The organism is Krasilnikovia cinnamomea, from assembly GCF_004217545.1.
Classification (GTDB): domain Bacteria; phylum Actinomycetota; class Actinomycetes; order Mycobacteriales; family Micromonosporaceae; genus Actinoplanes; species Actinoplanes cinnamomeus.
In genome coordinates, this window is sequence record NZ_SHKY01000001.1 from 1,487,741 (window position 1) to 1,509,542 (window position 21,802).

Consider the following 21,802-nt stretch of genomic DNA (forward strand, 5'->3'; position numbering starts at 1 on the left):
GGCGCGGCGGAATGCCTCGCCGGGCACGTCCGGGCAGGCAGACTGTGCCGATGGACCTGCCGATCAACCCGCCGGTCAGCCCGATGCTGGCCAAACCCGTCGCCGACATCCCGCCGGGACAGATCTACGAGCCCAAGTGGGACGGCTTCCGCTCGATCATCTTCCGCGACGGCGCCGAGGTGGAGATCGGCAGCCGCAACGAGAAGCCCATGACCCGGTACTTCCCCGAGGTGGTCGAGGCCGTGCTGGCCAACTTCCCGGAGCGGGCGGTGATCGACGGCGAGGTGATCGTGGCCGACACGGCCCGCAACACCCTCGACTTCGAGGCGCTGCAGCAGCGCATCCACCCCGCCGCCAGCCGGGTGAAGCTGCTGTCCGAGCAGACCCCGGCGGGCTTCGTCGCGTTCGACCTGCTGGCGCTCGGCGACGAGGACCTCACCGAGCTGCCGTTCGCGCAGCGGCGGGACCGGCTGCGCGAGGTGCTGGCCGACGCGAAACCACCGGTGTACCTCACCCCGGCGACCGACGACCTGGAGACGGCCCGGCGCTGGTTCGCCGAGTTCGAGGGTGCGGGGCTGGACGGGCTCATCGCGAAGGCGCGGGACCTGACGTACCAGCCGGACAAGCGGGTCATGACCAAGATCAAACATAAGCGTACGGCCGACTGCGTGGTCGCCGGGTACCGGCTGCACAAGTCCGGCGACGACCGGATCGGCTCCCTGCTGCTCGGCCTGTACGACGAGCGCGACGTCCTGGTCAGCGTGGGCGTGATCGGCGCGTTCCCGATGGCCGTACGCCAGGAGCTGTTCGAGCAGTTGCAGCCGCTGGTCACCACGTTCGAGGGCCATCCGTGGGACTGGGCCGCGCAGATGCAGGGCGAGCGGACCCCGCGCCGCAACGAGGCCAGCCGGTGGAACGCGGGCAAGGACCTGTCGTTCGTGCCGCTTCGCCCGGAACGCGTCGTCGAGGTGCGTTACGACTACATGGAAGGCATCCGGTTCCGGCACACCGCGCAGTTCGAGCGGTGGCGGCCGGACCGGGAACCGCACACCTGCACGTACGAGCAGTTGGAGCGGCCGGTGCGATTCGATCTGGCGGAGGTGCTGACCAGCCGCTGAGGGGCGCCGATTCCGGCGCGCAGCGCGTAGCCTTCTGCGCGGACGACCGCCGCGACCGAAAGGCCACCCCTGTGCTCCGCCGTTCCCGCCTGGTGACAGGCCTGCTCGCCGCCGCCACCGTCGCCGTGACCGCCGGGTGCACCGTGCCGGTGTTCGCCCCGAACGACTCCGGCTCCCCGGTGGGCGCCCCGGGTGGCGCCGTCGCCGGTGGCAAGGGGACGTGGCGGGAGTGCGACGACGTGCCGCGCAAGCTCGTGGGGCGCGGGGCGGCGGGGATGACCTACGAGTGCGCCTCGGTCGCGGTGCCCCGGGACTGGGCCGCGCCGCGGGGCGGGCAGACGTACGACATCGCGCTGATCCGGATCCGGTCGCGCAGCCAGCAGCAGCGGATCGGCTCGCTGCTGGTCAACCCGGGCGGGCCGGGCGGTTCCGGCGTCGACACCGCCGTCTACCTCTCGTTCGGCGAGGCGCTGGGCGGCCTGCCGAGCGCCGTCACGGACCGGTTCGACATCGTGGGCTTCGACCCGCGCGGGGTCAGCCGTTCGGCGCCGGTGAAGTGCATCAGCAACGCCGACCAGGACGCCTCCTTCGGCGCCGACCCCGACCCGGTCAGCCAGGCCGAGTTCGACGAGGTGGTGGCGCTCAACAAGCGGGTGGCGCAGCAGTGCGGCAGCAAGCTCGGCGACCAGTTGCCGCTGTTCTCCACCAAGCAGGCGGCCCGGGACATGGACGCGATCCGCGCCGCCGTGGGCGACCAGAAGCTGACCTACCTCGGCTTCTCGTACGGCACGCTGCTCGGCGCGACGTACGCGCAACTGTTCCCGAACAACGTGCGGGCGCTGGTGCTCGACGGCGCGATCGACCCCAGGCAGGACTTCGTGACCGGTTCGGAGTCGCAGGCCAAGGGCTTCGAGCGGGCCTTCACCAACTTCGCGAACTGGTGCAAGGTGACCCGGGACAAGTGTCCGATCGGGCCGGACGCGCGCGGCGCGGTGACCGACGCCATGGCCAAGGCGGAGAACTCGCCGGTCAGGGACGACGACGGCCGGGAGGCCACCGCGGGCTGGATCTTCCTGGCGGTGATCTCCTCGCTGTACACCGAGGAGGGCTGGCAGCGGCTGGCCGGGGCGGTCGACGACCTGCGGGGCGGCGACCCGCAGGGCGTCTTCGAACTGGCCGACCAGTACGCCGACCGCAAGCCGGACGGCACGTACACGAACCTGTTCGACGCGAACCTCGCGGTGAACTGCGCCGACGCGGGCGACGTCCCGTCGGTGGACAGGATTCGCGAGCTGCAGTCGCAGTGGCGGGCGAAGTACCCGCTGTTCGGGGCGGCGCTGGCGATAGGGATGCTGCCGTGCACGTTCTGGCCCGGCAAGCGCGACCCGTACCCGGCGGGCGAGGCGAAGGGCGCCCCGCCGATCGTGGTGGTGGGCACCACCGGCGACCCGGCGACGCCGTACGAGAACACCGCGGCGCTGGCGGAGATGCTGGGCACGGGACACGTGCTGACCTGGGAGGGCGAGGGGCACACCGCGTACCCGAGCACGAAGTGCATCGTCGGCGCGGTGGACTCCTACCTCATCGACCTGACCGTGCCCCGGGAGGGTCTGCGCTGCCCGGCGAAGTGACCGTCTCCGGCACGTGCACCCCCTCGCGGGCGGCCAGCTCCTCCAGCAGCACCCGCACCCGGCGCAGGTTGCTCTTGAGTTCCTCCTGCTCCTCGTGCCGGAACGCGTCGGTGTCCACGATCAGCCGGCTGGCGAAGTGCGCGGTGATGAGCGGGATGACCGCCAGCACCATCACGGAGATGAGCAGCCCCGCGATCACCCGGCCGCCCAAGGTCTTCGGGTACTCGTCGCCGTAGCCGACCGTGGTCGCGGTGACGACGGCCCACCACAAGGAGTCGCCGAAGGTCTTGCCCTCCTCCACCAGGCTGTAAGCCAAACCGCCCACGGCCAAGAGCATCACGTACGCCAGGATCAGGGTGCCCGGCGAGTTGGCCAGGAAGACGAGCCCCCGGTACATCGCCCGGAACGGCGAGAGCAGCAGTCGCATGGCGACATCGTGCCTGCTCGCGGCCGACGCGTCCCTCAGATGGACGGACGTGTCAGGATGTCCGGGTGACCCAATTGATCTTCCGCAGCGCGACCCGCGCCGACGTGCCCGAGATCCTGGCGCTGCTGGAGGACGACGCGATCCACCGGTCGCGGCAGCAGGTCGTGGCGGAGCGTGACGACGCTGCCTGCTGGGCCGCGTTCGAGGCGATCGACGCGGATCCGCGCAACGAGCTGATCGTCGCGGAGGACGCCGGGACCGTGGTCGGCACCTGCCAACTGACGTTCATCCCGTCGCTGAGCCGCCGGGGCGCGGAGCGGATGACCATCGAGGCGGTCCGGGTCCGCACCGACCTGCGCGGGCACGGGATCGGGAAGGCCATGATGCGCTGGGCGCTCGACCGGGCGCGCGAGCGCGGCTGCGGGCTGGCCCAGCTCACCACGGACAAGCGGCGTACGGACGCGCACCGGTTCTACGCCGGGCTGGGCTTCACGGCGTCGCACGAGGGCATGAAGCTCGCGCTGTAATCACTCCCAGTTCGCGGCGTTCTTGCGGCTGGGCTGGACCCGGGGCGGCTCCCCCGGCATCTTCGGGTGGTCCGGCGGGTACGGCATGTCGCCCTGCCCGGCCCGCTCGTCGCGCTCCACCCATTCCAGCAGCGGGGTGATGTCGTGCGCGACGTCGTCGATGCCCGCGTGCGGGTCCCCGACCTCGGCGAACCGCTTCGGCACCGTACGCAGATCGAAGTCGTCGGGCTCCACCTCGGCCAGTTCCGCCCAGGTGACCGGCGTGGAGACCGTCGCCCGGGCGTTGGCCCGCAGCGAGTACGCGCAGGCGATGGTGCGGTCGCGCGCCATCTGGTTGAAGTCGAGGAAGACCCGGGTGCCGCGCTCCTCCTTCCACCAGGCGGTGGTGATGCGGTCCGGGGCGCGCCGCTCCACCTCCCGGGCCAGCGCGATCGCCGCCCGGCGCACCTCCACGAACGACCACCGCGGGGCGATCCGTACGTAGACGTGCACCCCGCGGCCGCCGGAGGTCTTCGGGTAGCCGGTCCAGCCGAGGTCGGCCAGCACGCCCCGGACCTCCTCGGCCGTCCGCACGACGTCGCCGAAGTCGGTGCCGGGCTGCGGGTCGAGGTCGATGCGCAGCTCGTCGGGGTGCTCCGTGGCGGCGCAGCGCACCGGCCAGGGGTGGAACACGATCGTGCCCATCTGGGCCGCCCAGGCCACGTGGGCGAGGTCAGCGGGGCAGAGCTCGTCGGCGGTCCGGCCGCTCGGGAAGGAGATCGTCGCCGTGCGCACCCAGGGCGGCACGCCCCGGGTGGGGATGCGCTTCTGGAAGAACATCTCCCCGTCGATGCCGTCCGGGAAGCGCTGCAGCGTGGTGGGGCGCTCGCGCAGGGCGCGCATGATCCCGTCGCCGACCGCCAGGTAGTACTCGAAGACGTCGCGCTTGGTGTATCCGCGCTGCGGGAAGCAGACCTTGTCCGGGCTGGTCAGCCGCACCTGCCGACCGGCGACCTCGACCTCGGCGGCGGGCGCCTTCGCTCTCTGGGTCATGAGCCGACCCTATGCCCACGCTCGCCCTGGGCCGCCTCGATCCATCGAGGCGTGTCGCGCTCGCCGAGGTGGGGCCGGCAGGGTCAGCACCGGGAGATGAGCAAACGGCGACGGCCGCCCCGCGAGTCGCGGGACGGCCGTCGCCGGGTACTGATCGTTCAGGCGCTGCGACGCCGCCGCGTGAGGTACAGCGCGGCGCCACCGGCACCGAGGAGCAGTCCGCCGAGGGCGGCGGTCGCACCCATCGGGGCACCGGTCACTGGCAGGTTGCCGGCGCTGACGCCGCCACCGGGCGACGGGGCGTGCGTCGGGCTGACCCCGCTGGGCGGGCTGGCGACGGTCGCCGAGGGCGTCGCGCTCGGCGTGGGGCTCGGGGTGCCGTAGCCGCCGTTGCCCCGGCCGCCACCGCTCGCGCTCGGGCTGACGCTCGCCCCGTACCCGTACGAGCAGTCGGTGCGCGGGTCGTCGACACACGGCGAGGCCGAGGTGGCGGTGGCCCGGACCGCGATGTCCGGTGCGGCGGTGGCGGGCGCCGCGAAGGCGAAGGCGGCGAGGACGGTCACGCCGGCCGCGGGGATTCCGGCGGCCAACCGGCGGGTCACACTCATGAGGAGTATCCGTTCTGTTGCTGGATGGTCCGTTTCTTCGTTCCGGGGGGAGTTTAGCCAGACCTGCCGAACTTTGCGCAATTCGCCCCGGAAAGTCGTCAGCACGGGACCCCACCAAACCGGTGACTACGCCACAGGTGGGACAGTGCGCCCACTTTCAGCTCGAACTGGGGGTCCGCGGCGAACATCTCGCCGCTGTAGGGCGCGCACAGCTGCACGCTCGCGCCCGTGTCGAGGTAGACCGAGACCACGGTCCGGCCGCCGCGGCGCTCCGCGCGCAGGTCCACCACGCGGCTCCACGGTTCCACCACCCGCGTGAACGGCGCGACCGTACGGATGCCGTCGGCGTCCACCACAACCGCCTGCCGTCGCCCCACCAGCAGGCCGATCGGCACGGCGACCAGCGGCGGGCCGACCGCCAGCAGCAGCCACACCCAGCTCGGCGGCGCCGGTACGGCCGCCCAGTGCAGGCCGGCGACGGCGGCGAGCAGGCCCCCCGCCACCCCGACGACGGACATCACCCCGCCGACGTACAGGCCGTGGCCGAGGGCCTGTTGCCAGGTGGGACGGAATCGGGCCGGCACACCGGCGAACGCAGCGTCCATGGCCCGTCCAACGACGTGCTGACCAGCGGAGCCGCACCGGCGGTGCGTCGTCGGGCCATCGACGTACGGTGGGGGCATGGCATCCGACGAGACCACCCTGCCCACCACCGAGGACGAGTGGCGGGTCCGCCTGTCCCCCGCCGAGTTCCGGGTGCTGCGCGAGGCCGGCACCGAACCGGCGTTCTCCGGCGAGTACGTCGACACCAAGACGCCGGGCATGTACCAGTGCCGCGCCTGCGGCGCCGAGCTCTACCCGAGTGACACCAAGTTCGAGTCGCACTGCGGCTGGCCGTCCTTCGACGACGCGATCCCCGGCGCCGTCACGGAGATCGAGGACCGCAGCCACGGCATGGTCCGCACGGAGATCCGGTGCACCCGGTGCGGCTCACACCTGGGCCACGTCTTCCGGGGCGAGGGCTTCACGCCGAAGAACACCCGGCACTGCGTCAACAGCCTGTCGATCCGCCTGGACCCGGAACAGCACGACGCCTGACCGCCCCCGGCCGGCGGTCGCGGCACGGGGGCGGTCAGGCGTTCGAGTGACTACTTGCCGGCGACGGCGGCCGCGAAGAGGCCGTCCAGCCAACCGGCCGGCAGGTCCGCCGGCAGGTGATGCGCCGTCCCGGCCGCCTGGACGGCGGCCAGGCCCGCCGCGGCGGCCTTGGTCTTGCGGACGACGACCTTACGGCCGAACGCCTTGACCGTGTACGAGACGGTCTTGTGGGTCCACGGGTTCTTCGCGTAGACCTTGACGCCGCGCCGGATGTTCTTCACCTTCACGAGCTTCACCTGCAGCTTCGTGTTGAAGACCTTCGCGTCGTGCTTGATGATCTTGCGGAGCGACGACACCTTCACCCTGCGGCCGTGCGCCTTGCCGCGCACCACCTCCGCGCCGCCCTTGGCGACCGCCCGGACGGCGTCCGACATGTGCAGGTAGGCCACGCCGCGGTTCAGGGTCGCCGCGCTGATCGTGATCGCCGCCGCGGGCAGGGTCACGGTCTGCGGCCCGTACACGAATGACTGCGTCATCGCCAGACCGTCGGCGGCGACGTGCGCACGGGTCAGCGACCCGCTTGTGGCGACGCGGAAGGTGTACATCTCGCCGCTGGAGCCGGTGAACCTGTAGTCGGCCGACCCGTCGTCGTGCACCGTCTTCGTGCCCGCGTGGCTGGAGTCGGCGAGCACCGAGCCGGGTCCGTTCTCCTTCATGAGCGTGTCGAAGTTCAGCGTGGGGTCGGCGGCGAAGACGAACTTGACCTCGGGGCGGCCCATCATCTGCACGGCCGCCCGCTGGTCCGGCTCACCGAGGTTCAGGTACGCCCCCCGGCCACCGGCGACGTAGGCGATCATGAGCTCGTCCTCGAACCGGACCCGGGTGACGGCGGTCTTGTGCTGGGTGTCGACGACGCTCGAGCCGGTGAGCGAGAGGAAGCCGGTCAGGCCGATCGTGGTCTGCCAGCCGCCCGCGGCGGCCGCGGTCGAGGTGGTGGCCACCGTCTTCAGCGCGGCGGCCATCTGGGTGGCGCTGAGGTTGGTCGTGGTGTCGGCGGCGTACGCGGCCACCGGCATCGCGAACACGCTGGCAGCAAGCGACAGAGCGGTCGCCGCGAGCGCGGTCCGGGACGGACGGAACATCGATTCTCCGAACGGTGAGGGGGGTTCGTCGGGCAGACGGCGAACCTACCCACACCGGGCATATTGCGACTCGGCTCGGCGGACACTCTTGAGCACCGTCACCACGGCAAGTCGGCACCGATCCGACAATTCGGAGAGACCACCTCGTCACGGACACGCCATCCGACCGGCGGACGGCCAGGGCCGTACGGCCGGGGACGGGCGACCCGTCAACCGGCCCAGGACTCGCTCATCTCGGGCATCCGCTCCGGCGGCTGGCCCAGCGTCGGCGGCTGCCCGAGCAGCGGGCCGGCCTGCGGGGCAGTGCCGTAGGTCTCCACGGACTGCGGCGCACCGAGGGACTCCCCGAGCTGCCGCAGGCGCTCCACCAGCAGCCGCTCGGAGAGGATGCCCCGCACCGCCTCCTGCGCGGCGCGCAGCTCCGCGAACGCCACCTCATACCGCTCGACCAGCTTGTGCAGCTCCGCGCCCTGGTAGTCGCTCATACGGTCAGGCTAGCGAGAAATGAGCATTATTCGGTTTGATATGCCCGAAGCTGTCCCTTCTTGTCCACCGCGACCGGGACGCCCGAAGCCGCCCACCGTCCCCGGCGGTGCTCAGTCCTTGAGCTTGCCGGCGATCGTCACGATGCGCTGGGCCAGGTGATCCAGCGCCGCGTAGTCCGACTCCACCAGCGGGGCGTCGTTGCCACCACCCGTGACATGCGACACCCCGTACGGGTTGCCGTCGGCGAACTTGAGCGGGTCCGTGTAGCCGGGGGCCACCACGAGCCCGCCGAAGTGGTAGATCGTGTGGTACAGCGCCAGCAGGGTCGACTCCTGGCCGCCGTGCGCCGTCATCGACGCGACGAAGCCCGCGTACGCCTTGTTGGCCAGCAGGCCCTGCGCCCACTGCGGTCCCAGGGTGTCCAGGTACTGCTTGAGCTGGCTGGCCACGTTGCCGTACCGGGTCGGGGTGCCGAGCAGCACGGCGTCGGCCCAGACGATGTCGTCGGCGGTCGCCCGCGGCTCGTCCTTGGTCCGGTCGAAGTGCTGGCTCCAGGCCGCGTTGGAGGCGATCGCCTCCGGCGGTGCCAGCTCCGCCACCTGCCGCAACCGGACCTCGGCGCCCGCCTTCTCCCCCGCCTGGGCGAGCCGCTCCGCCATGCTGTGGACCGTGCCCGTGGCCGAGTAGTAGATGACCGCCAGCTTCACGTTGCCCATGGGACCCCCTCGCGTTGATTGTTGCGTCAACGATTCAACGACGGGGATGCCCCAGGAGACCCGCGGGAAACGTCAGAGTTTGAGCTCGCTGCCGTGCGGGCCGACCGCGTCCGCGTGGTCGTCGTCCAGCCAGACACCGTCGGTGGCCAGGTAACGGAACCGGTAGTGGCCGGGGTCGAGCCGCAGGCTGATGGTGCGGGTGCCGTCCCGGCGGATCTTGAGCTCGTGCGTGCCCGGCTCCCAGTCGTTGAAGGTGCCGACCACGCTGACCGTGCCCGCCGGGTCGTCCGCGGGCAGGCAGAAGGTGACGCGAGTCTTGTTGCCGAACAACTTGCTCCGCTTGATCATGACAACCTCCCACGGCGATAGGGATTCACCCCATGGGTACAACGCGGGCGGGGCCGATGGTGTGACGACGCGCCGCCTAGGATCGCGGAATGCGCACCCAGGCCCGCCTCGCCCACTTCCGTGACCTCGACGTCACCACGCTGTACGCGATCCTGCGGCTGCGCACGGACGTGTTCGTGGTCGAGCAGAAGTGCGCGTACGGCGACCTGGACGGCCGCGACACCGAGCCCGCGACCCGCCACGTGTGGTTCGCCGACGGCGACGACATCCGCGCCTACCTGCGGATCCTCGACGACGACGGCGTCGCGCGGATCGGCCGCGTCGTCGTCGCGCCCGCGGCGCGCGGCACCGGCGTCGCCGGTGAACTCATGACGCAGGCGCTGACGATCATCGGCGACCGGCCCAGCGTCCTGGAGGCGCAAGCGCATCTGGTCGGTTTTTACGCCAAGTTCGGCTACCAGCAGACCGGGCCGGAGTACCTGGAGGACGGCATACCGCACATTCCGATGCGGCGCGCCGCGTAGCGGCTACGCCTACGGCAGGGCCGCGACGAGCTCGGCCACGCTGCGCCGCCGTCCGGTGTAGAACGGCACCTCCTCGCGCACGTGCCGGCGGGCGCCGGAGGCCCGCAGATCACGCATGAGGTCCACGATCCGGTGCAGCTCGTCCGCCTCGAACGCCAGCATCCACTCGTAGTCGCCCAGCGCGAACGAGGCCACCGTGTTCGCCCGCACGTCCGGGTAGCCGCGCGCCATCCGGCCGTGCTCGGCCAGCATCGCCCGGCGCTCCTCGTCGGGCAGCAGATACCACTCGTACGAGCGCACGAACGGGTAGACGCAGACGTAGGAGCGCGGCTCCTCCCCCGCCAGGAACGCCGGCAGGTGGCTCTTGTTGAACTCGGCCGGGCGGTGCAGCGCCATCTGCGACCACACCGGCTGCAGGTGCCGGCCCAGCGCGGTACGGCGCAGCAGCCCGTACGCCTCCTGCAGCGCGTCGGAGGAGCCTGAGTGCCACCACACCAGAATGTCGGCGTCGGCGCGCAGCCCGGCCACGTCGTACGTGCCGCGCACCGTGACGTCCTTGCCCGCCAGCTGCTCGAACAGGCCGTCCACCTCGGCGGCCAGGTCGCCGCGCAGGGCCGGCAGCGGGGAGGCGGCCCGGAACACCGACCACATCGTGTACCGGATCGTGTCGTTCAGCTCGCGCACCCGCGCGGCGTTGGTCTGCTCGCTCATCTGTCCTCCAGCGATTTCAGGACGTCCTCGGCGGCGGTCTCGCCACCTGCCACACAGGCCGGAATGCCGACACCGTCGAACGCGGCACCGGCCAGCGCGATGCCGGGCGGCAGCGCGGCGCGGGCCGTGGCGACCCGGTCGAGATGCCCCGGCTCGTACTGCGGCAGCGCCCCGCCCCAGCGCTGCAGCCAGGACGCGACCGGCGTCGGCAGCGCGCCGCCGAGCAGCTCGCCCAGCTCCGCGCGGGCCAGCGCGATCAGGTGCTCGTCGTCGCGCTGCAGCCGCTCCGCCTCGCCCGCGCGCCCCAGCGAGGCCCGCACGATCACCGGACCACCCGCGCGATCCAGGTGCGCCCACTTGCGGGTGACGAACGTCGCGGCCTTCACCAGCGTGCACTCGGTCGGCGGGACCAGGAAACCGGACAGCTCCGGCAGCGGCGTACCCGGCGGCAGCGCCAGCGCGACCAGCGCCACGCTCGCGTAGTCCAGCACCCCCACGGCGTCGGCCGCCGCCGGAGCGGCCGACGCCAGCAGCCGCGCCGCAGGCCGGGACGGGACCGCCAGCACCACGGCGTCGACCTCGTCGACGGCCGGCGCGGGCACCGGGCCGGACACCAGCCGCCAGCCGCGCCCGCCGCGCCCGCCGCGCCGCAGCTCGCGCACGGGCACACCCAGGCGGAACTCGGCACCACTGGCCCCCGCCGCCGCGGCGACCAGGCGACTCATGCCCCCCGCGACCGCGGCGAAGACCGGCCGGCCGGGCACCCGTACCGAGGCCGCCTGAGCGGCGCGGACCGCACCGGCCAGGGTGTGCTCGGTGCGCGCGGCGCGGGCCAGGGCGGGCATCGTCACCGCCAGCGACAACTCGTCGGCGCGGCCCGCGTACACCCCGCCGAGCATCGGGTCGACCAGGTGGTCGGCGACCTCGTCGCCGTACCGGGCCCGGACCAGGGCGCCGACCGCGACGTCCGCGCCGGGGCCGAGCAGCGGGCGGCCCTCGTCCGGGTCGGCGTCCGCGGCCGGGCGCGCGACCCCACCCAGCAGGCTCAGATCCGCGGGTACGCCCATCAGCGTGCCGCCGGGCACCGGCTCCAGCCGCCCCTGCAGGGCCAGGGCGGCCGGCAAGCCGCTGGGGTGCACCAGTTCGGCGCCCAGCCCGAGGCGGCGGGCCAGCAGGACCGCGGCGGACTCGGCGCCGTCGGGTGCGCCGGTCAGGAAGGACTCGGCACCCCGCTCGACGCCCGCGCCGGCCAGCTCGCCGGTGCGCAGCTTGCCGCCGAGCGTGCCGGACCCCTCGTACACGATGATCTCGGTGTCCGAGGGCGACCGGTCCCGCAACCGGACGGCCGCGGCGAGCCCGGCGATGCCGCCGCCGATGACCGCAACCCGCTTCCGCACGCCGTCAACACTGTCAGGTCGCGCGGCCCCGCGCCCAGCGGGGTCGGCCGATGTGAGCGGCCAGTCAGCCCGTCAGCGGGCCGACGCGGTGTGCACGAGGTCGACCAGCCGGGTCAGGACGTCCGGGTCGGTCTCCGGCAGCACTCCGTGGCCCAGATTGAAGACGTGCCCGGGCGCGGCCCGGCCCTCGGCCAGCACCCGGCGGGCCTGCTCCTCGACCACCGGCCACGGCGCGAACAACGTGGCCGGGTCCAGGTTGCCCTGCACCGCGCGGCCCCCCAGAGTCGCTGCCGCCCGGTCGAGCGGGGTACGCCAGTCGACGCCCACGACGTCCGCCCCGGCCTCGCCCATCGCCGGCAGCAGCAGCGCCGTGCCCACCCCGAAGTGGATCCGGGGCACCCCTGCGGTGGCGAGCCCGCCCAGCACCGAGGCCGAGTGCGGCAGGACGTAGCGGCGGTAGTCGGCCTCGGACAGTGCGCCCGCCCACGAGTCGAACAGCTGGACCGCGCTCACCCCGGCGTCGATCTGGACCCGCAGGAACGCCAGGGTGATCTCGGCCAGCCGCGCGCACAGGTCGTGCCAGAGCTGCGGGGCGCCGTACATCATGGCCTTGGTCCGGGTGTACGTGCGCGACGGTCCGCCCTCGACGAGGTAGCTGGCCAGGGTGAACGGCGCGCCCGCGAAGCCGATCAGCGGCGTGGCGCCGAGCTCCTTGACGAGCAGCCGGACCGCCTCGTCCACGAAACTCACGTCGGCCACGGTGATGGGCCGCAGCCGGTCCAGGTCCTCCCGGGCCCGGACCGGGTCGGCGATCACCGGGCCGGTGCCCGCCACGATGTCCAGGTCGATCCCGGCCGCCGCCAGCGGGACCACGATGTCGCTGAACAGGATCGCCGCGTCGACGCCGTGCCGGCGGACCGGCTGCAGCGTGATCTCCGTGACCAGCTCCGGGCGGCGGCAGGACTCCAGCATCCCCACCCCCTCGCGGATCTTGCGGTACTCCGGCAGCGAGCGGCCGGCCTGCCGCATGAACCAGACGGGGGTGTGCGGCACGTCCTGGCCACGGCAGGCGCGCACGAACGCGGACCCGGCCGGGCCCGCAGGGGTTGTAGTGGTCACCCGCGCCATGGTGCCACGCGGGCCGCGCACCACCGGACCGCGTGTGTGCGGGCACACCACGGCGACGGCGAATGAGTGAACCCCCTGCGCGGCGTGCCGAACGGCGCCGCGCGGCGGTGATCGGCATAGGCTCCCTCCATGGCGCCCACCCCCACCGCACCCGAGGCGTTCACCCGCGCCGTCGACGGGCTACGCGCCGCCGCCCCCCGCGCGGAGATCCTGCTGGAGGAGATCGACCCGCCGCAGCGCCTCGCGCCGTACGGGTTCGCACTGAGCGCGACCGTGCTGCGCGACGGCGACGAGGTGGCCAGCGGGCGGCTGATCCTGCTGCACGACCCGGCGGGGCACGACGCGTGGCGCGGCAACCTGCGCCTGGTCACCCTGATCACGGCGGAGCTGGAGGCCGACCTGGCCGGCGACCCGCTGCTGCCGGCCGTGGCGTGGACCTGGCTCACGGACGGGCTGGAGCAGCACGGGGCCGCGTACACCGCGATCGGCGGGACGATCACGCAGACCGCCTCCACCCGCTTCGGCGAGCTGGCCGGGCCGCCCCCCACGGCGGACCTGGAGATCCGCGCGTCGTGGACGCCGACCTCGGACGATCTGGGCGCGCACCTGTACGGCTGGTGCGGGATGCTGGCCTCCACGGCGGGCCTGCCCCCGCCGGGGGTGACCGCCCTGGCGCAGCGGGCCGACCGGGGAATACTGCGCTAGCAGACGTCGAAGGTGTCGCAGGCCGTCTTGATCGGGACGGCCAGGCCGATGCCCTCGGCGTCGCGGGCCTTCGCGGTGGCCAGCCCGATCACCCGGTCGGACGAATCCACCACCGGGCCGCCGGAGTTGCCCGGGTTGATCGGGGCGTCGAACTGGATCACCGGCCCGTCCTTGTCGTCCGGCCGGTACGCGCTGACCACACCGGTGGTCACCGTGTCCTCCAGCCCGAGCGGCGCACCGGCGACCAGGATCTGCTGGCCGGGGCGCACCTCGTCGGTCGCCGCCGCGAGCCCGCTGATCTTGCGATCGGCGCGCAGCAGGGCCAGATCCTTGCCCCGGTCGACCTTGACGATGGTCGCCTCCACCTCGGTCCGGCCGCGCTCGAGGAGCACCCTGCGCCCGCCGTCGGTGAAGACCGCCTCGACCACGTGGTAGTTCGTCAGCAGGTTCGCCTTGCCGGAACCGGCCTTGTCGCCGATCGCGAACGCCGTACCGGTGAACTGACCGGCCCGGACGCGGAAGACGCTGGGCAGCACGTCCGCCGAGATGCTCTCGGGGTTGAACACGCCCGCCACCTGCTTCTCCAGCCGGTCGGCGCGTTCCGTCTCGTGCCGCAGCGCGGCGGCCAGCTGGTCGTTGCTGCCACCCAGCCGCTTGTCGAGCCGGTCCAGCCGCCACGCCTGCCAGCCGGACACCCCGATGAGCACGAGCACCAGCGCCAGCGCCATCAGCCGGCCACGGCCCCGGCCACCGTCGGCGGCGGGCCCCGTCCCGAGTTCCGCGTCTACCCCGTACGCCCGGCGCCCAGTCGGCGGCAGCGCCGGTTCCTCCGGCGCGGAACGGGCCGGCCGTGGGTGCCCGATGCGCGACGCAGGCCGGGTCGGGCCCTCGCCGTACTCGGCCGTCGCCCGGGGCTGGGCCGCCTCGGCCGGGGCGGCGCCCTCGGGCCAGGAGTCGAAGAAGGCGGACTCGGGCCAGCCGTCGTCGCCGGACGACGCGGGCCGTGGCATCGCCCACTCGCCGGACGGGTGGTCGGGCAGGCTGAGCAGGGGATCCACCGGGCCGCGCCGCCGGCTGGGCACGCCGAACTGGTCGTGACTGGTCATGGCGGCCTCCCGGGCGGTTCGATGGTCCGGCCGGTAGTACGGACGGAAGGGCCGCTGCGGACGGGCGCGCGGGCGACGGATTCCGGCCGGATGTCGATCGAGCGGCGGCGCGCCGGGACCCGGCTGCACATGCCGAGGGGGGCACACCCGTACGGTTACGGAGTGACCGACGAAACATTCCGTCGGGACGCGCCGGACCAAGCAGTTGACGGACCGCACGATGTGCCGCCCGACCCTTCGTACGGCGGTCCCGCCCCCACGGACGCCGCCCGCGTGGACGCCGACCCCACGGCGCCCACTTCCACCGAACCGCCCACGGCGCCCGCCGCCGTGCCGCTGATCGCCCCACGCGAGGGCACCCCTCGCCCGGTGGCCACCGCCGAGGAACTGGCCGAGGTGGTGGCGCGGATGAGCGCCGGCACCGGGCCGGTGGCGGTCGACGCCGAACGCGCCTCGGGCTACCGCTACACGCAGCGGGCCTACCTCGTGCAGCTACGCCGGGCCGGTGCGGGCACGGTGCTGCTGGACCCGCTGCCCCTGCAGGACCTGCACACCCTCGACGACGCGCTGGCCGACAGCGAGTGGGTACTGCATGCCGCCAGCCAGGATCTGGCCTGCCTGGCCGAGATCGGCATGCGGCCCCGGCTGCTGTTCGACACCGAGCTGGCCGCGCGGCTGGCCGGGTTCGAGCGGGTGGGCCTCGCCGCGCTGACCGAGTCGCTGCTGGGCTACTCGCTGGAGAAGCACCACTCGGCGGCGGACTGGTCCACCCGGCCGCTGCCGGAGTCGTGGCTGACGTACGCGGCCCTCGACGTGGAGTTGCTCACCGACCTGCGCGACCTGCTCGCCGCCGAGCTGGAGCGGCAGGGCAAGGCGGCCTGGGCGGCGGAGGAGTTCGCCGCGCTGGTGGCCGGCGCCGACCGCCCGCCCCGGGTGCGGCCCGACCCGTGGCGGCGCACCTCCGGCATCCACCGGGTACGCGGCGCCCGCGCCCAGTCCCGCGTGCGCGCCCTGTGGTACGCCCGGGACACGGTGGCCGCCCGCAAGGACTCGGCGCCGGGCCGGGTGCTGCCAGACTCCGCGATCATCGCCGCGGCCGAGCTGGACCCGAAGGACGAGCGGACTCTGCTCACCCTGCCAGGCTTCGGCGGCCGTTCGGTGCGGCGGCTGGCCCGGATCTGGCTGGACGCCCTCGACGAGGCCCGGTCGCTGCCGGACGACGCGCTGCCGGTGAACCAGCCGGTGGAGGGCCCGCCCCCGCCGCACCGCTGGGCCGAGCGGGACCCGGTGGCCGCGGCCCGGCTGGCCCGCTGCCGGCAGGTGGTGATCGGCACGGCGGAGGCGCACACGCTTCCCCCGGAGAACCTGATCAGTCCCGACTTCATCCGCCGCCTCGCCTGGGCGCCCCCGGACGAGATCACGCCGGTCTCGGTCGCCGAGACGTTGCGCGGCTTCGGTGCCCGTCCGTGGCAGATCGCCCTGATCGTGGACCGCGTCGCGGCGGTCCTGCCGGACCCCGCCGCGGCATGATCATCGACTCCTTGTGGCGGGACGGTAGGCAGTTCTAGTTACCGGCGAGTAGCATCACGCACGACACCCCCAGGGTTCACGCCCGCAAGGAGGCTTGCTGTGCCCCGTGAAGTACGCGAGGTCGTCTTCGTCGACGGCGTCCGCACCCCGTTCGGCAAGGCGGGCGGCATGTACGCCGAGACCCGCGCCGACGACCTGGTCATCCGCTGCATCCGAGAGCTGCTCAAGCGCAACCCGCAGCTCCCGCCGGAGCGGGTCGACGAGGTGGCCATCGCCGCGACCACGCAGACCGGCGACCAGGGCCTGACCATCGGCCGGACCGCCGCGCTGCTGTCCGGCCTGCCCAAGACCGTGCCCGGCTACGCCATCGACCGGATGTGCGCGGGCGCCATGACCGCCGTGACCAACGTCGCGGGCGGCATCGCCATGGGTGCGTACGACGTCGCCATCGCGGGCGGTGTCGAGCACATGGGCCGGCACCCGATGGGCGAGGGCGTCGACCCGAACCCGCGGATCCTCGCCGAGAAGCTGGTCGACCCGTCCGCGCTCGTCATGGGCCAGACGGCGGAGAACCTGCACGACCGCCTGCCGAACATCACCAAGGAGCGGGTCGACGCGTACGGCCTCGCCTCGCAGGAGAAGACGGCCAAGGCGTACGCCAACGGCAAGCTGCAGCCCGACCTGGTGCCGGTCGCGCTGCGCAGCGCCGAGGAGGGCTGGGGCCTGGCCACGGTCGACGAGGCGCCCCGCGCCACCTCGCTGGAGAAGCTGGCCACGCTGAAGACCCCGTTCCGCCCGCACGGCCGGGTCACCGCCGGTAACGCGGCCGGTCTCAATGACGGCGCCACCGCCGCGATCCTGGCCAGCGAGGACACCGCCCGCGAGCTGGGCCTGCCGGTCGCCATGCGGCTCGTCTCGTACGGCTTCGTCGGCGTCGAGCCCGAGATCATGGGGTACGGCCCGATCCCGTCGACCGAGAAGGCCCTGCGCATCGCCGGGCTGAGCATCGACGACATCGGCCTGTTCGAGCTGAACGAGGCGTTCGCGGTGCAGGTGCTCGCGTTCCTCGACCACTACGGCATCGCCGACGACGACCCCCGGGTCAACCCGTGGGGCGGCGCCATCGCCATCGGTCACCCGCTCGCCTCCTCGGGCGTACGGCTGATGACCCAGCTGGCACGGCACTTCGCCGAGCACCCGGAGGTCCGCTACGGCCTCACCGCGATGTGCATCGGCATCGGCATGGGCGGCACCGTGATCTGGGAGAACCCGAACTGGGAGGGCGACAAGTGACCACGCTGCCGGACTACCCCAACGAGGTCGTCACCAAGGCCATCGTCCGCCTGGTCCGGGTGCCCGGGCTGGACAAGCCCGCCGCCGTGATCACGCTGGACAACGGCTTCGACTACAAGAAGCCGAACAGCTTCGGCCCGGGTGGGCTCGCGTCGCTGGACGAGGCGATCACCAAGGCCACCGAGGCGCAGCCCGCGTTCATCGCGCTGACCGGCAAGCCGTACATCTTCTGTGTGGGCGCGGACATCACCGGGATGCCGTTCATCACCCAGCGGGAGCAGGCCAAGGCGCTGGGCGAGCTGGGTCACCGGGTCTTCGCCCGGCTGAAGGACTCGCAGATCCCCACGTTCGCGTTCATCAACGGCGCGGCGCTCGGCGGCGGCCTGGAGGTGGCGCTGCACTGCCACTACCGGACGGTGTCCGGCGGCGCGGCGGCGCTGGGCCTGCCCGAGGTCGCGATCGGCCTGGTTCCCGGCTGGGGCGGCAGCCAGCTGCTGCCGAACCTGATCGGCGTGCCCGGGGCGGCGCAGGTCATCCTGCAGAACCCGCTCACCCAGAAGGTGCTCAAGCCGAAGCAGGCCGCCGAGATGGGCGTCGCCGACGCGCTGTTCGAGCCGGCCGACTTCCTGGAGAGCTCGCTCGCCTGGGCGGCCGGGGTCGTCAAGGGCGAGGTCACCGTGACCCGCCCCGAGGTCGACCGCGACATGTGGGACGGCGTGCTGTTCTTCGCCAAGCAGCAGCTCGACGAGAAGCTGCACGGCGCGGTCCCGTCCGCCAACAAGGCCCTGGAGCTGCTCGGCCTGGCCAAGGAGGCGTCGTTCGCCGACGGCACCGCGGCCGAGACCGAGATCCTCGCCGACCTGATCATGGGCGACGAGGCCCGCGCCAGCCTGTACGCGTTCGACCTGGTCCAGCGCCGGGCCAAGCGCCCGGTCGGCGTGCCGGACAAGGAGCTGGCCCGCAAGGTCACCAAGGTCGGCGTCGTGGGCGCGGGCCTGATGGCCTCCCAGCTCGCGCTGCTGTTCGCCCGCCGCCTGCAGGTGCCGGTCGTACTGACCGACCTCGACCAGGCCCGGGTCGACAAGGGCGTCGGCTACGTCCGCGACCAGATCGACAAGCTGGTCGGCAAGCGCCGGATGGACGAGGGCACCGCGGCGAAGCTGCGCGGCCTGGTCAGTGGCTCGGTCGACAAGAGCGTCTTCGCCGACGCCGACTTCGTGATCGAGGCGGTCTTCGAGAACCTCGACCTGAAGAAGCAGATCTGGGCCGAGATCGAGAAGATCGTGACCCCGGAGGCGGTGCTCGCCACGAACACCTCCTCGCTGTCGGTGTCCGCGATGGCGGCCGACCTGGAGCACCCCGAGCGGGTCGTCGGCTTCCACTTCTTCAACCCGGTCGCGGTCCTGCCGCTGCTGGAGATCATCAAGGGCGAGCGGACCGACGACGCCACCCTGTCCACCGCGTTCGCGGTCGGCAAGGAGCTGCGCAAGAGCTGCGTGCTGGTCAAGGACGCCCCGGCGTTCGTGGTCAACCGCCTGCTCACCCGCTTCACCAGCGAGGTCTTCACGGCGATCGACGAGGGCACCCCGCTGGACGTGGTCAACACCGCGCTCGACCCGCTGGGCCTGCCCATGCGGCCGATCGCGCTGCTGCAGCTCGTTGGCCCCGCCGTGGCGCACCACGTCGGTGAGACCCTGCACGGCGCGTTCCCGGACCGGTTCGGCGACAGCCCCAACCTGCGGCGCATCGCCGAGGCGGGCATCCCGCTGATGGTCGACGACGAGATCAACCCCGAGGTGGTCAAGCTCCTCGAGGTCGGTTCCGCGCCGTCCACCGCCGAGGAGGTACGCCAGAAGGCGCTCGACGCGCTCGCCCAGGAGATCCGTCTCATGCTGGACGAGGGTGTCGTCGCCGAGGCGCAGGACATCGACCTGTGCATGGTCCTGGGCGCCGGGTGGCCGTTCCACCTGGGCGGCGTCACGCCGTACCTGGACCGCAGCGGCACCTCGGAGCGGGTGACCGGCAAGCGGTTCCTGCCCAACGGCGTGGCGAACGTGCCCGCCTGATCCAGCAGGCTGTCGGATGACGGACGCCCCCGTGATTTTGGTCGCGGGGGCGTCATGCTGTGTCAGTTCTGGTCGATAGGCTCCGTGCGCCCCGCATCGACTCTGGAGTTCACATGACGCAGCCGCCCTATCCCGGCCAGCCTGGGCCCGACCCCACCGGCGGTTACCAGCCTCCGGCCGCCCCGGGCCAGCCCGCATACCCGCAGCCGGACTCCGGCGCGGGATATCCCCCGCCCGGCCAGGGCGGCTACCCCCAGCCCGACCAGGGCGGCTACCCCCAGCCCGACCAGGGCGGCTACCCGCCCCCCGGCCAGGGCGGCTACCCGCCGCCGGGACAGCCCGGCTTCCCGCCGCCCGGGCAGCCGGGCCTCGCGCCGCAGTTCGGTGCCCCGGCGCCGAAGAAGAAGTCGTCCGCGCTGAAGATCGTGCTGATCTCGGTCGCGGCGATCCTGGTGCTCTGCGTCGGCGGCGTGGTCGCGTTCGGCTTCTTCGCCAAGGACAAGTTCAACGAGGCCAAGGAACAGGTCGACAACGTCGTCGCGGCGTCGAAGATCACCGTGGTCGAGCCGCAGACCCTGGCCGGCCGGGACAAGGTGACCGACCCGTCGCTGGCCGGCAGCGTCGACGCGCTCGACAGCGAGATGAGCAAGATCAGCGGCACCACCAGCTCGGTCGGCGCCATGTACGGCGACCCCGCCAAGCAGGACCTCGTCATGATCGCCGCGGCCTCCACGCTGCAGGGCTCCGAGCAGGGCCGCTTCGACGAGTTCACCAAGGGCATGAGCCAGGGCGGCTTCTCCGTCGAAGGGCTCAAGGACACCGACCCCGGCCCGCTCGGCGGCATCGCCAAGTGCGGTGACACCTCGGCGGCGGGCGTGCCCACGGCCGTCTGCGTCTGGTCGGACAAGGGCAGCGTCGGCATGGTCGCGATGCTCTTCAAGAAGTCGGCCGACCTGGAGAAGGAATTCGTCACCATGCGCGGTCAGATCGAGCTGAAGCAGTCCTGATCCCACACCGGCGGTGCGGGTGCCGACCGGGCACCCGCACCCCCGCGCATCGAACGGCGTGACGCGACTCCCACGAAAGGAACGGGAAAGAGGACAGCGCTGAGGCTCGTAGCCCGATAGGCTCCCCGACCTGTAGCCCTATCGATGGAGCCCTGATGTCGCAGCCGCCCACGCCGCCCTTCTCGGGACAGCCGTACCCTGAGCAGCCACACCAGGGGCAGCCACACCAGGGGCAGCCACACCAGGGGCAGCCACACCAGGGGCAGCCACACCAGGGGCAGCAGCCATACCCGGGCCAGCCGTACCCCGCGCAGCCTCCGATCCAGGGCCAGCCGCCGATCCAGGGCCAGCCGCCGTACCAGGGCCAGCCGCCGTACCCGGCGCAGCCGTACCCGGGTCAGCCGAATCCGGATGTGCCCACCTCCGTGCCGCCCCAGCCCGGCTTCCCGTCCTCGGCTCCCCCCTACGCGGGACAGTCCTTCGCCGGGCCGGAATTCGCCCAGCCGGGGTACCCGGCGCCGCCGCCGCCGACGAAGTCCCGGGCCCTGCCCATCGTGCTCGTCTCGCTGGCGGTCATTCTCGTGCTCTGCGTCGGCGGCGGCACCGCGGTCTTCCTCGCCGCCCGCAACAACGCCGACAAGTTCACCGAGGACCGGACGGCGAGCACGGCGGCACCCACCACCGAGCCCACCACGGACACGCTGCCGACCGACGACCCGACCTCGGCACCGCCGACGGTCACGATCTCGGTCACCGAGCCGAAGCGGGTCGGCGGCCGTCCAAAGCTGACGGACGCCCAGTTCGCCGGGGTGACGAAGGATCTCAAGAAGGCGCTGGCCAAGGTGCCCGGCGCCACGGCCACGGTCGGCGCGCTCTACGGCACCCCCGCCAAGCGCGATGTGATCATGGTCATGGGCGCGGCGGCCCCCGTCGCCAACCCCCAGAAGGAGCTGGACGGCTCGTTCCTCGGTGCGGGGATCAGCGGTCTGAAGGTCTCCGGCCTGGCCAAGGTCGACCCGGGTCCGCTCGGCGGTGTGGCCAAGTGCGGCAAGTCCGAGGACGCCGCCATCTGCGGCTGGGCGGACAGCGGCAGTATGGGCTGGATCATCTGGTACTTCAAGCCGGTCAGTAAGGCTAAGGCCGAATTCACCAAGCTGCGGGCGGAAGTCGAGAAGAAGTCAAGCTGACACGCCGCAGTGCGG

At 72.6% G+C, this 21,802-nt stretch carries 23 protein-coding genes; 11 read left to right on the top strand and 12 right to left on the bottom strand.

Annotation, left to right across the window (positions count from 1 at the left end; all coding sequences use genetic code 11):
- Nucleotides 1-50: 50 nt before the first annotated feature.
- Both EV385_RS06470 and EV385_RS06475 read left to right on the top strand, forming a co-directional pair.
- Nucleotides 51-1,118 carry an ATP-dependent DNA ligase gene (locus EV385_RS06470; RefSeq protein WP_130508622.1) on the top strand — a complete coding sequence of 356 codons (1,068 nt, stop codon included), beginning with the start codon at nt 51-53 and terminating at the stop codon, nt 1,116-1,118.
- A 71-nt stretch (nt 1,119-1,189) separates the two neighbouring features.
- Nucleotides 1,190-2,749, top strand: a complete 1,560-nt coding sequence (locus tag EV385_RS06475; protein WP_130508623.1) for an alpha/beta hydrolase — start codon at nt 1,190-1,192, stop codon at nt 2,747-2,749.
- Here EV385_RS06475 and EV385_RS06480 read toward each other — a convergent pair.
- Entirely contained in the window at nt 2,700-3,176 is a 477-nt protein-coding gene (locus EV385_RS06480; RefSeq protein WP_130508624.1) for a potassium channel family protein, read from the bottom strand. The genes EV385_RS06475 and EV385_RS06480 overlap by 50 nt on opposite strands.
- A gap of 65 nt (nt 3,177-3,241) precedes the next feature.
- Between EV385_RS06480 and EV385_RS06485 the strand changes: the two genes are divergently transcribed.
- Nucleotides 3,242-3,703, top strand: a complete 462-nt coding sequence (locus EV385_RS06485) for a GNAT family N-acetyltransferase (RefSeq protein ID WP_130508625.1) — start codon at nt 3,242-3,244, stop codon at nt 3,701-3,703.
- Here EV385_RS06485 and ligD read toward each other — a convergent pair whose 3' ends face one another.
- The 3 genes from ligD to EV385_RS06500 all read right to left on the bottom strand — a co-directional run bounded on the left by ligD (nt 3,704) and on the right by EV385_RS06500 (nt 5,948).
- A complete protein-coding gene (gene ligD, locus EV385_RS06490) occupies nt 3,704-4,735 on the bottom strand; it encodes a non-homologous end-joining DNA ligase (RefSeq protein WP_130508626.1) in 1,032 nt (343 codons plus the stop codon).
- Between the two features lie 158 nt (nt 4,736-4,893).
- Nucleotides 4,894-5,343 (bottom strand): LPXTG cell wall anchor domain-containing protein, encoded by a 450-nt coding sequence (locus EV385_RS06495; RefSeq protein ID WP_130508627.1) that lies wholly within the window; start codon nt 5,341-5,343, stop codon nt 4,894-4,896.
- A 98-nt stretch (nt 5,344-5,441) separates the two neighbouring features.
- Nucleotides 5,442-5,948, bottom strand: a complete 507-nt coding sequence (locus tag EV385_RS06500) for a PH domain-containing protein (protein WP_130508628.1) — start codon at nt 5,946-5,948, stop codon at nt 5,442-5,444.
- A 76-nt stretch (nt 5,949-6,024) separates the two neighbouring features.
- Between EV385_RS06500 and msrB the strand changes: the two genes are divergently transcribed.
- Nucleotides 6,025-6,441, top strand: coding sequence for a peptide-methionine (R)-S-oxide reductase MsrB (msrB, locus tag EV385_RS06505; protein WP_130508629.1), 417 nt, complete (start codon nt 6,025-6,027; stop codon nt 6,439-6,441).
- A 50-nt stretch (nt 6,442-6,491) separates the two neighbouring features.
- Here msrB and EV385_RS33785 read toward each other — a convergent pair whose 3' ends face one another.
- From EV385_RS33785 to EV385_RS06525, 4 genes are all read right to left on the bottom strand, one after another.
- On the bottom strand, nt 6,492-7,583 hold the full coding sequence (locus EV385_RS33785; RefSeq protein ID WP_165449406.1) for a hypothetical protein: 1,092 nt from the start codon (nt 7,581-7,583) through the stop codon (nt 6,492-6,494).
- A gap of 209 nt (nt 7,584-7,792) precedes the next feature.
- On the bottom strand, nt 7,793-8,068 hold the full coding sequence (locus EV385_RS06515) for a hypothetical protein (protein WP_130508630.1): 276 nt from the start codon (nt 8,066-8,068) through the stop codon (nt 7,793-7,795).
- A 111-nt stretch (nt 8,069-8,179) separates the two neighbouring features.
- Nucleotides 8,180-8,785, bottom strand: a complete 606-nt coding sequence (wrbA, locus tag EV385_RS06520) for an NAD(P)H:quinone oxidoreductase (protein ID WP_130508631.1) — start codon at nt 8,783-8,785, stop codon at nt 8,180-8,182.
- A 72-nt stretch (nt 8,786-8,857) separates the two neighbouring features.
- The gene (locus tag EV385_RS06525) at nt 8,858-9,133 is read right to left on the bottom strand and encodes an isoamylase early set domain-containing protein (RefSeq protein ID WP_130508632.1); all 276 of its coding nucleotides are present in this window, start codon (nt 9,131-9,133) and stop codon (nt 8,858-8,860) included.
- A gap of 89 nt (nt 9,134-9,222) precedes the next feature.
- Here EV385_RS06525 and EV385_RS06530 point away from each other — a divergent pair, with 89 nt between their 5' ends.
- Complete coding sequence (locus EV385_RS06530) at nt 9,223-9,657, top strand: GNAT family N-acetyltransferase (RefSeq protein ID WP_130508633.1); 435 nt, start codon at nt 9,223-9,225, stop codon at nt 9,655-9,657.
- Nucleotides 9,658-9,666: 9 nt separating this feature from the next.
- Here the strand turns inward: EV385_RS06530 and hemQ are convergent, their stop codons facing one another.
- From hemQ to hemE, 3 genes are all read right to left on the bottom strand, one after another.
- Complete coding sequence (gene hemQ / locus EV385_RS06535; RefSeq protein WP_130508634.1) at nt 9,667-10,368, bottom strand: hydrogen peroxide-dependent heme synthase; 702 nt, start codon at nt 10,366-10,368, stop codon at nt 9,667-9,669.
- Nucleotides 10,365-11,765, bottom strand: a complete 1,401-nt coding sequence (locus EV385_RS06540; protein WP_130508635.1) for an FAD-dependent oxidoreductase — start codon at nt 11,763-11,765, stop codon at nt 10,365-10,367. Before EV385_RS06540 ends, hemQ begins: the two co-directional genes overlap by 4 nt.
- 72 nt (nt 11,766-11,837) lie before the next feature.
- On the bottom strand, nt 11,838-12,893 hold the full coding sequence (hemE, locus tag EV385_RS06545) for a uroporphyrinogen decarboxylase (protein ID WP_130513126.1): 1,056 nt from the start codon (nt 12,891-12,893) through the stop codon (nt 11,838-11,840).
- Nucleotides 12,894-13,022: 129 nt separating this feature from the next.
- Between hemE and EV385_RS06550 the strand changes: the two genes are divergently transcribed.
- The gene (locus tag EV385_RS06550) at nt 13,023-13,598 is read left to right on the top strand and encodes a DUF3000 domain-containing protein (RefSeq protein WP_130508636.1); all 576 of its coding nucleotides are present in this window, start codon (nt 13,023-13,025) and stop codon (nt 13,596-13,598) included.
- Here EV385_RS06550 and EV385_RS06555 read toward each other — a convergent pair.
- Complete coding sequence (locus tag EV385_RS06555; protein WP_130508637.1) at nt 13,595-14,704, bottom strand: S1C family serine protease; 1,110 nt, start codon at nt 14,702-14,704, stop codon at nt 13,595-13,597. The two genes, EV385_RS06550 and EV385_RS06555, sit on opposite strands and share 4 nt — an antisense overlap.
- 162 nt (nt 14,705-14,866) lie before the next feature.
- Here EV385_RS06555 and EV385_RS06560 point away from each other — a divergent pair, with 162 nt between their 5' ends.
- The 5 genes from EV385_RS06560 (at nt 14,867) to EV385_RS33790 (ending at nt 21,787) form a co-directional block, all read left to right on the top strand.
- Nucleotides 14,867-16,234 (top strand): HRDC domain-containing protein, encoded by a 1,368-nt coding sequence (locus tag EV385_RS06560; protein WP_130508638.1) that lies wholly within the window; start codon nt 14,867-14,869, stop codon nt 16,232-16,234.
- Nucleotides 16,235-16,333: 99 nt separating this feature from the next.
- Nucleotides 16,334-17,527, top strand: coding sequence for a thiolase family protein (locus EV385_RS06565; protein WP_130508639.1), 1,194 nt, complete (start codon nt 16,334-16,336; stop codon nt 17,525-17,527).
- Nucleotides 17,528-17,532: 5 nt separating this feature from the next.
- Nucleotides 17,533-19,593: a 3-hydroxyacyl-CoA dehydrogenase NAD-binding domain-containing protein gene (locus EV385_RS06570; protein WP_130513127.1), complete on the top strand. Its 2,061-nt coding sequence runs from the start codon at nt 17,533-17,535 to the stop codon at nt 19,591-19,593.
- A gap of 113 nt (nt 19,594-19,706) precedes the next feature.
- Nucleotides 19,707-20,600 carry a flagellar basal body-associated FliL family protein gene (locus tag EV385_RS35610; protein ID WP_207229771.1) on the top strand — a complete coding sequence of 298 codons (894 nt, stop codon included), beginning with the start codon at nt 19,707-19,709 and terminating at the stop codon, nt 20,598-20,600.
- 155 nt (nt 20,601-20,755) lie between these two features.
- Nucleotides 20,756-21,787 (top strand): hypothetical protein, encoded by a 1,032-nt coding sequence (locus tag EV385_RS33790; RefSeq protein WP_165449407.1) that lies wholly within the window; start codon nt 20,756-20,758, stop codon nt 21,785-21,787.
- Nucleotides 21,788-21,802 lie beyond the last annotated feature (15 nt).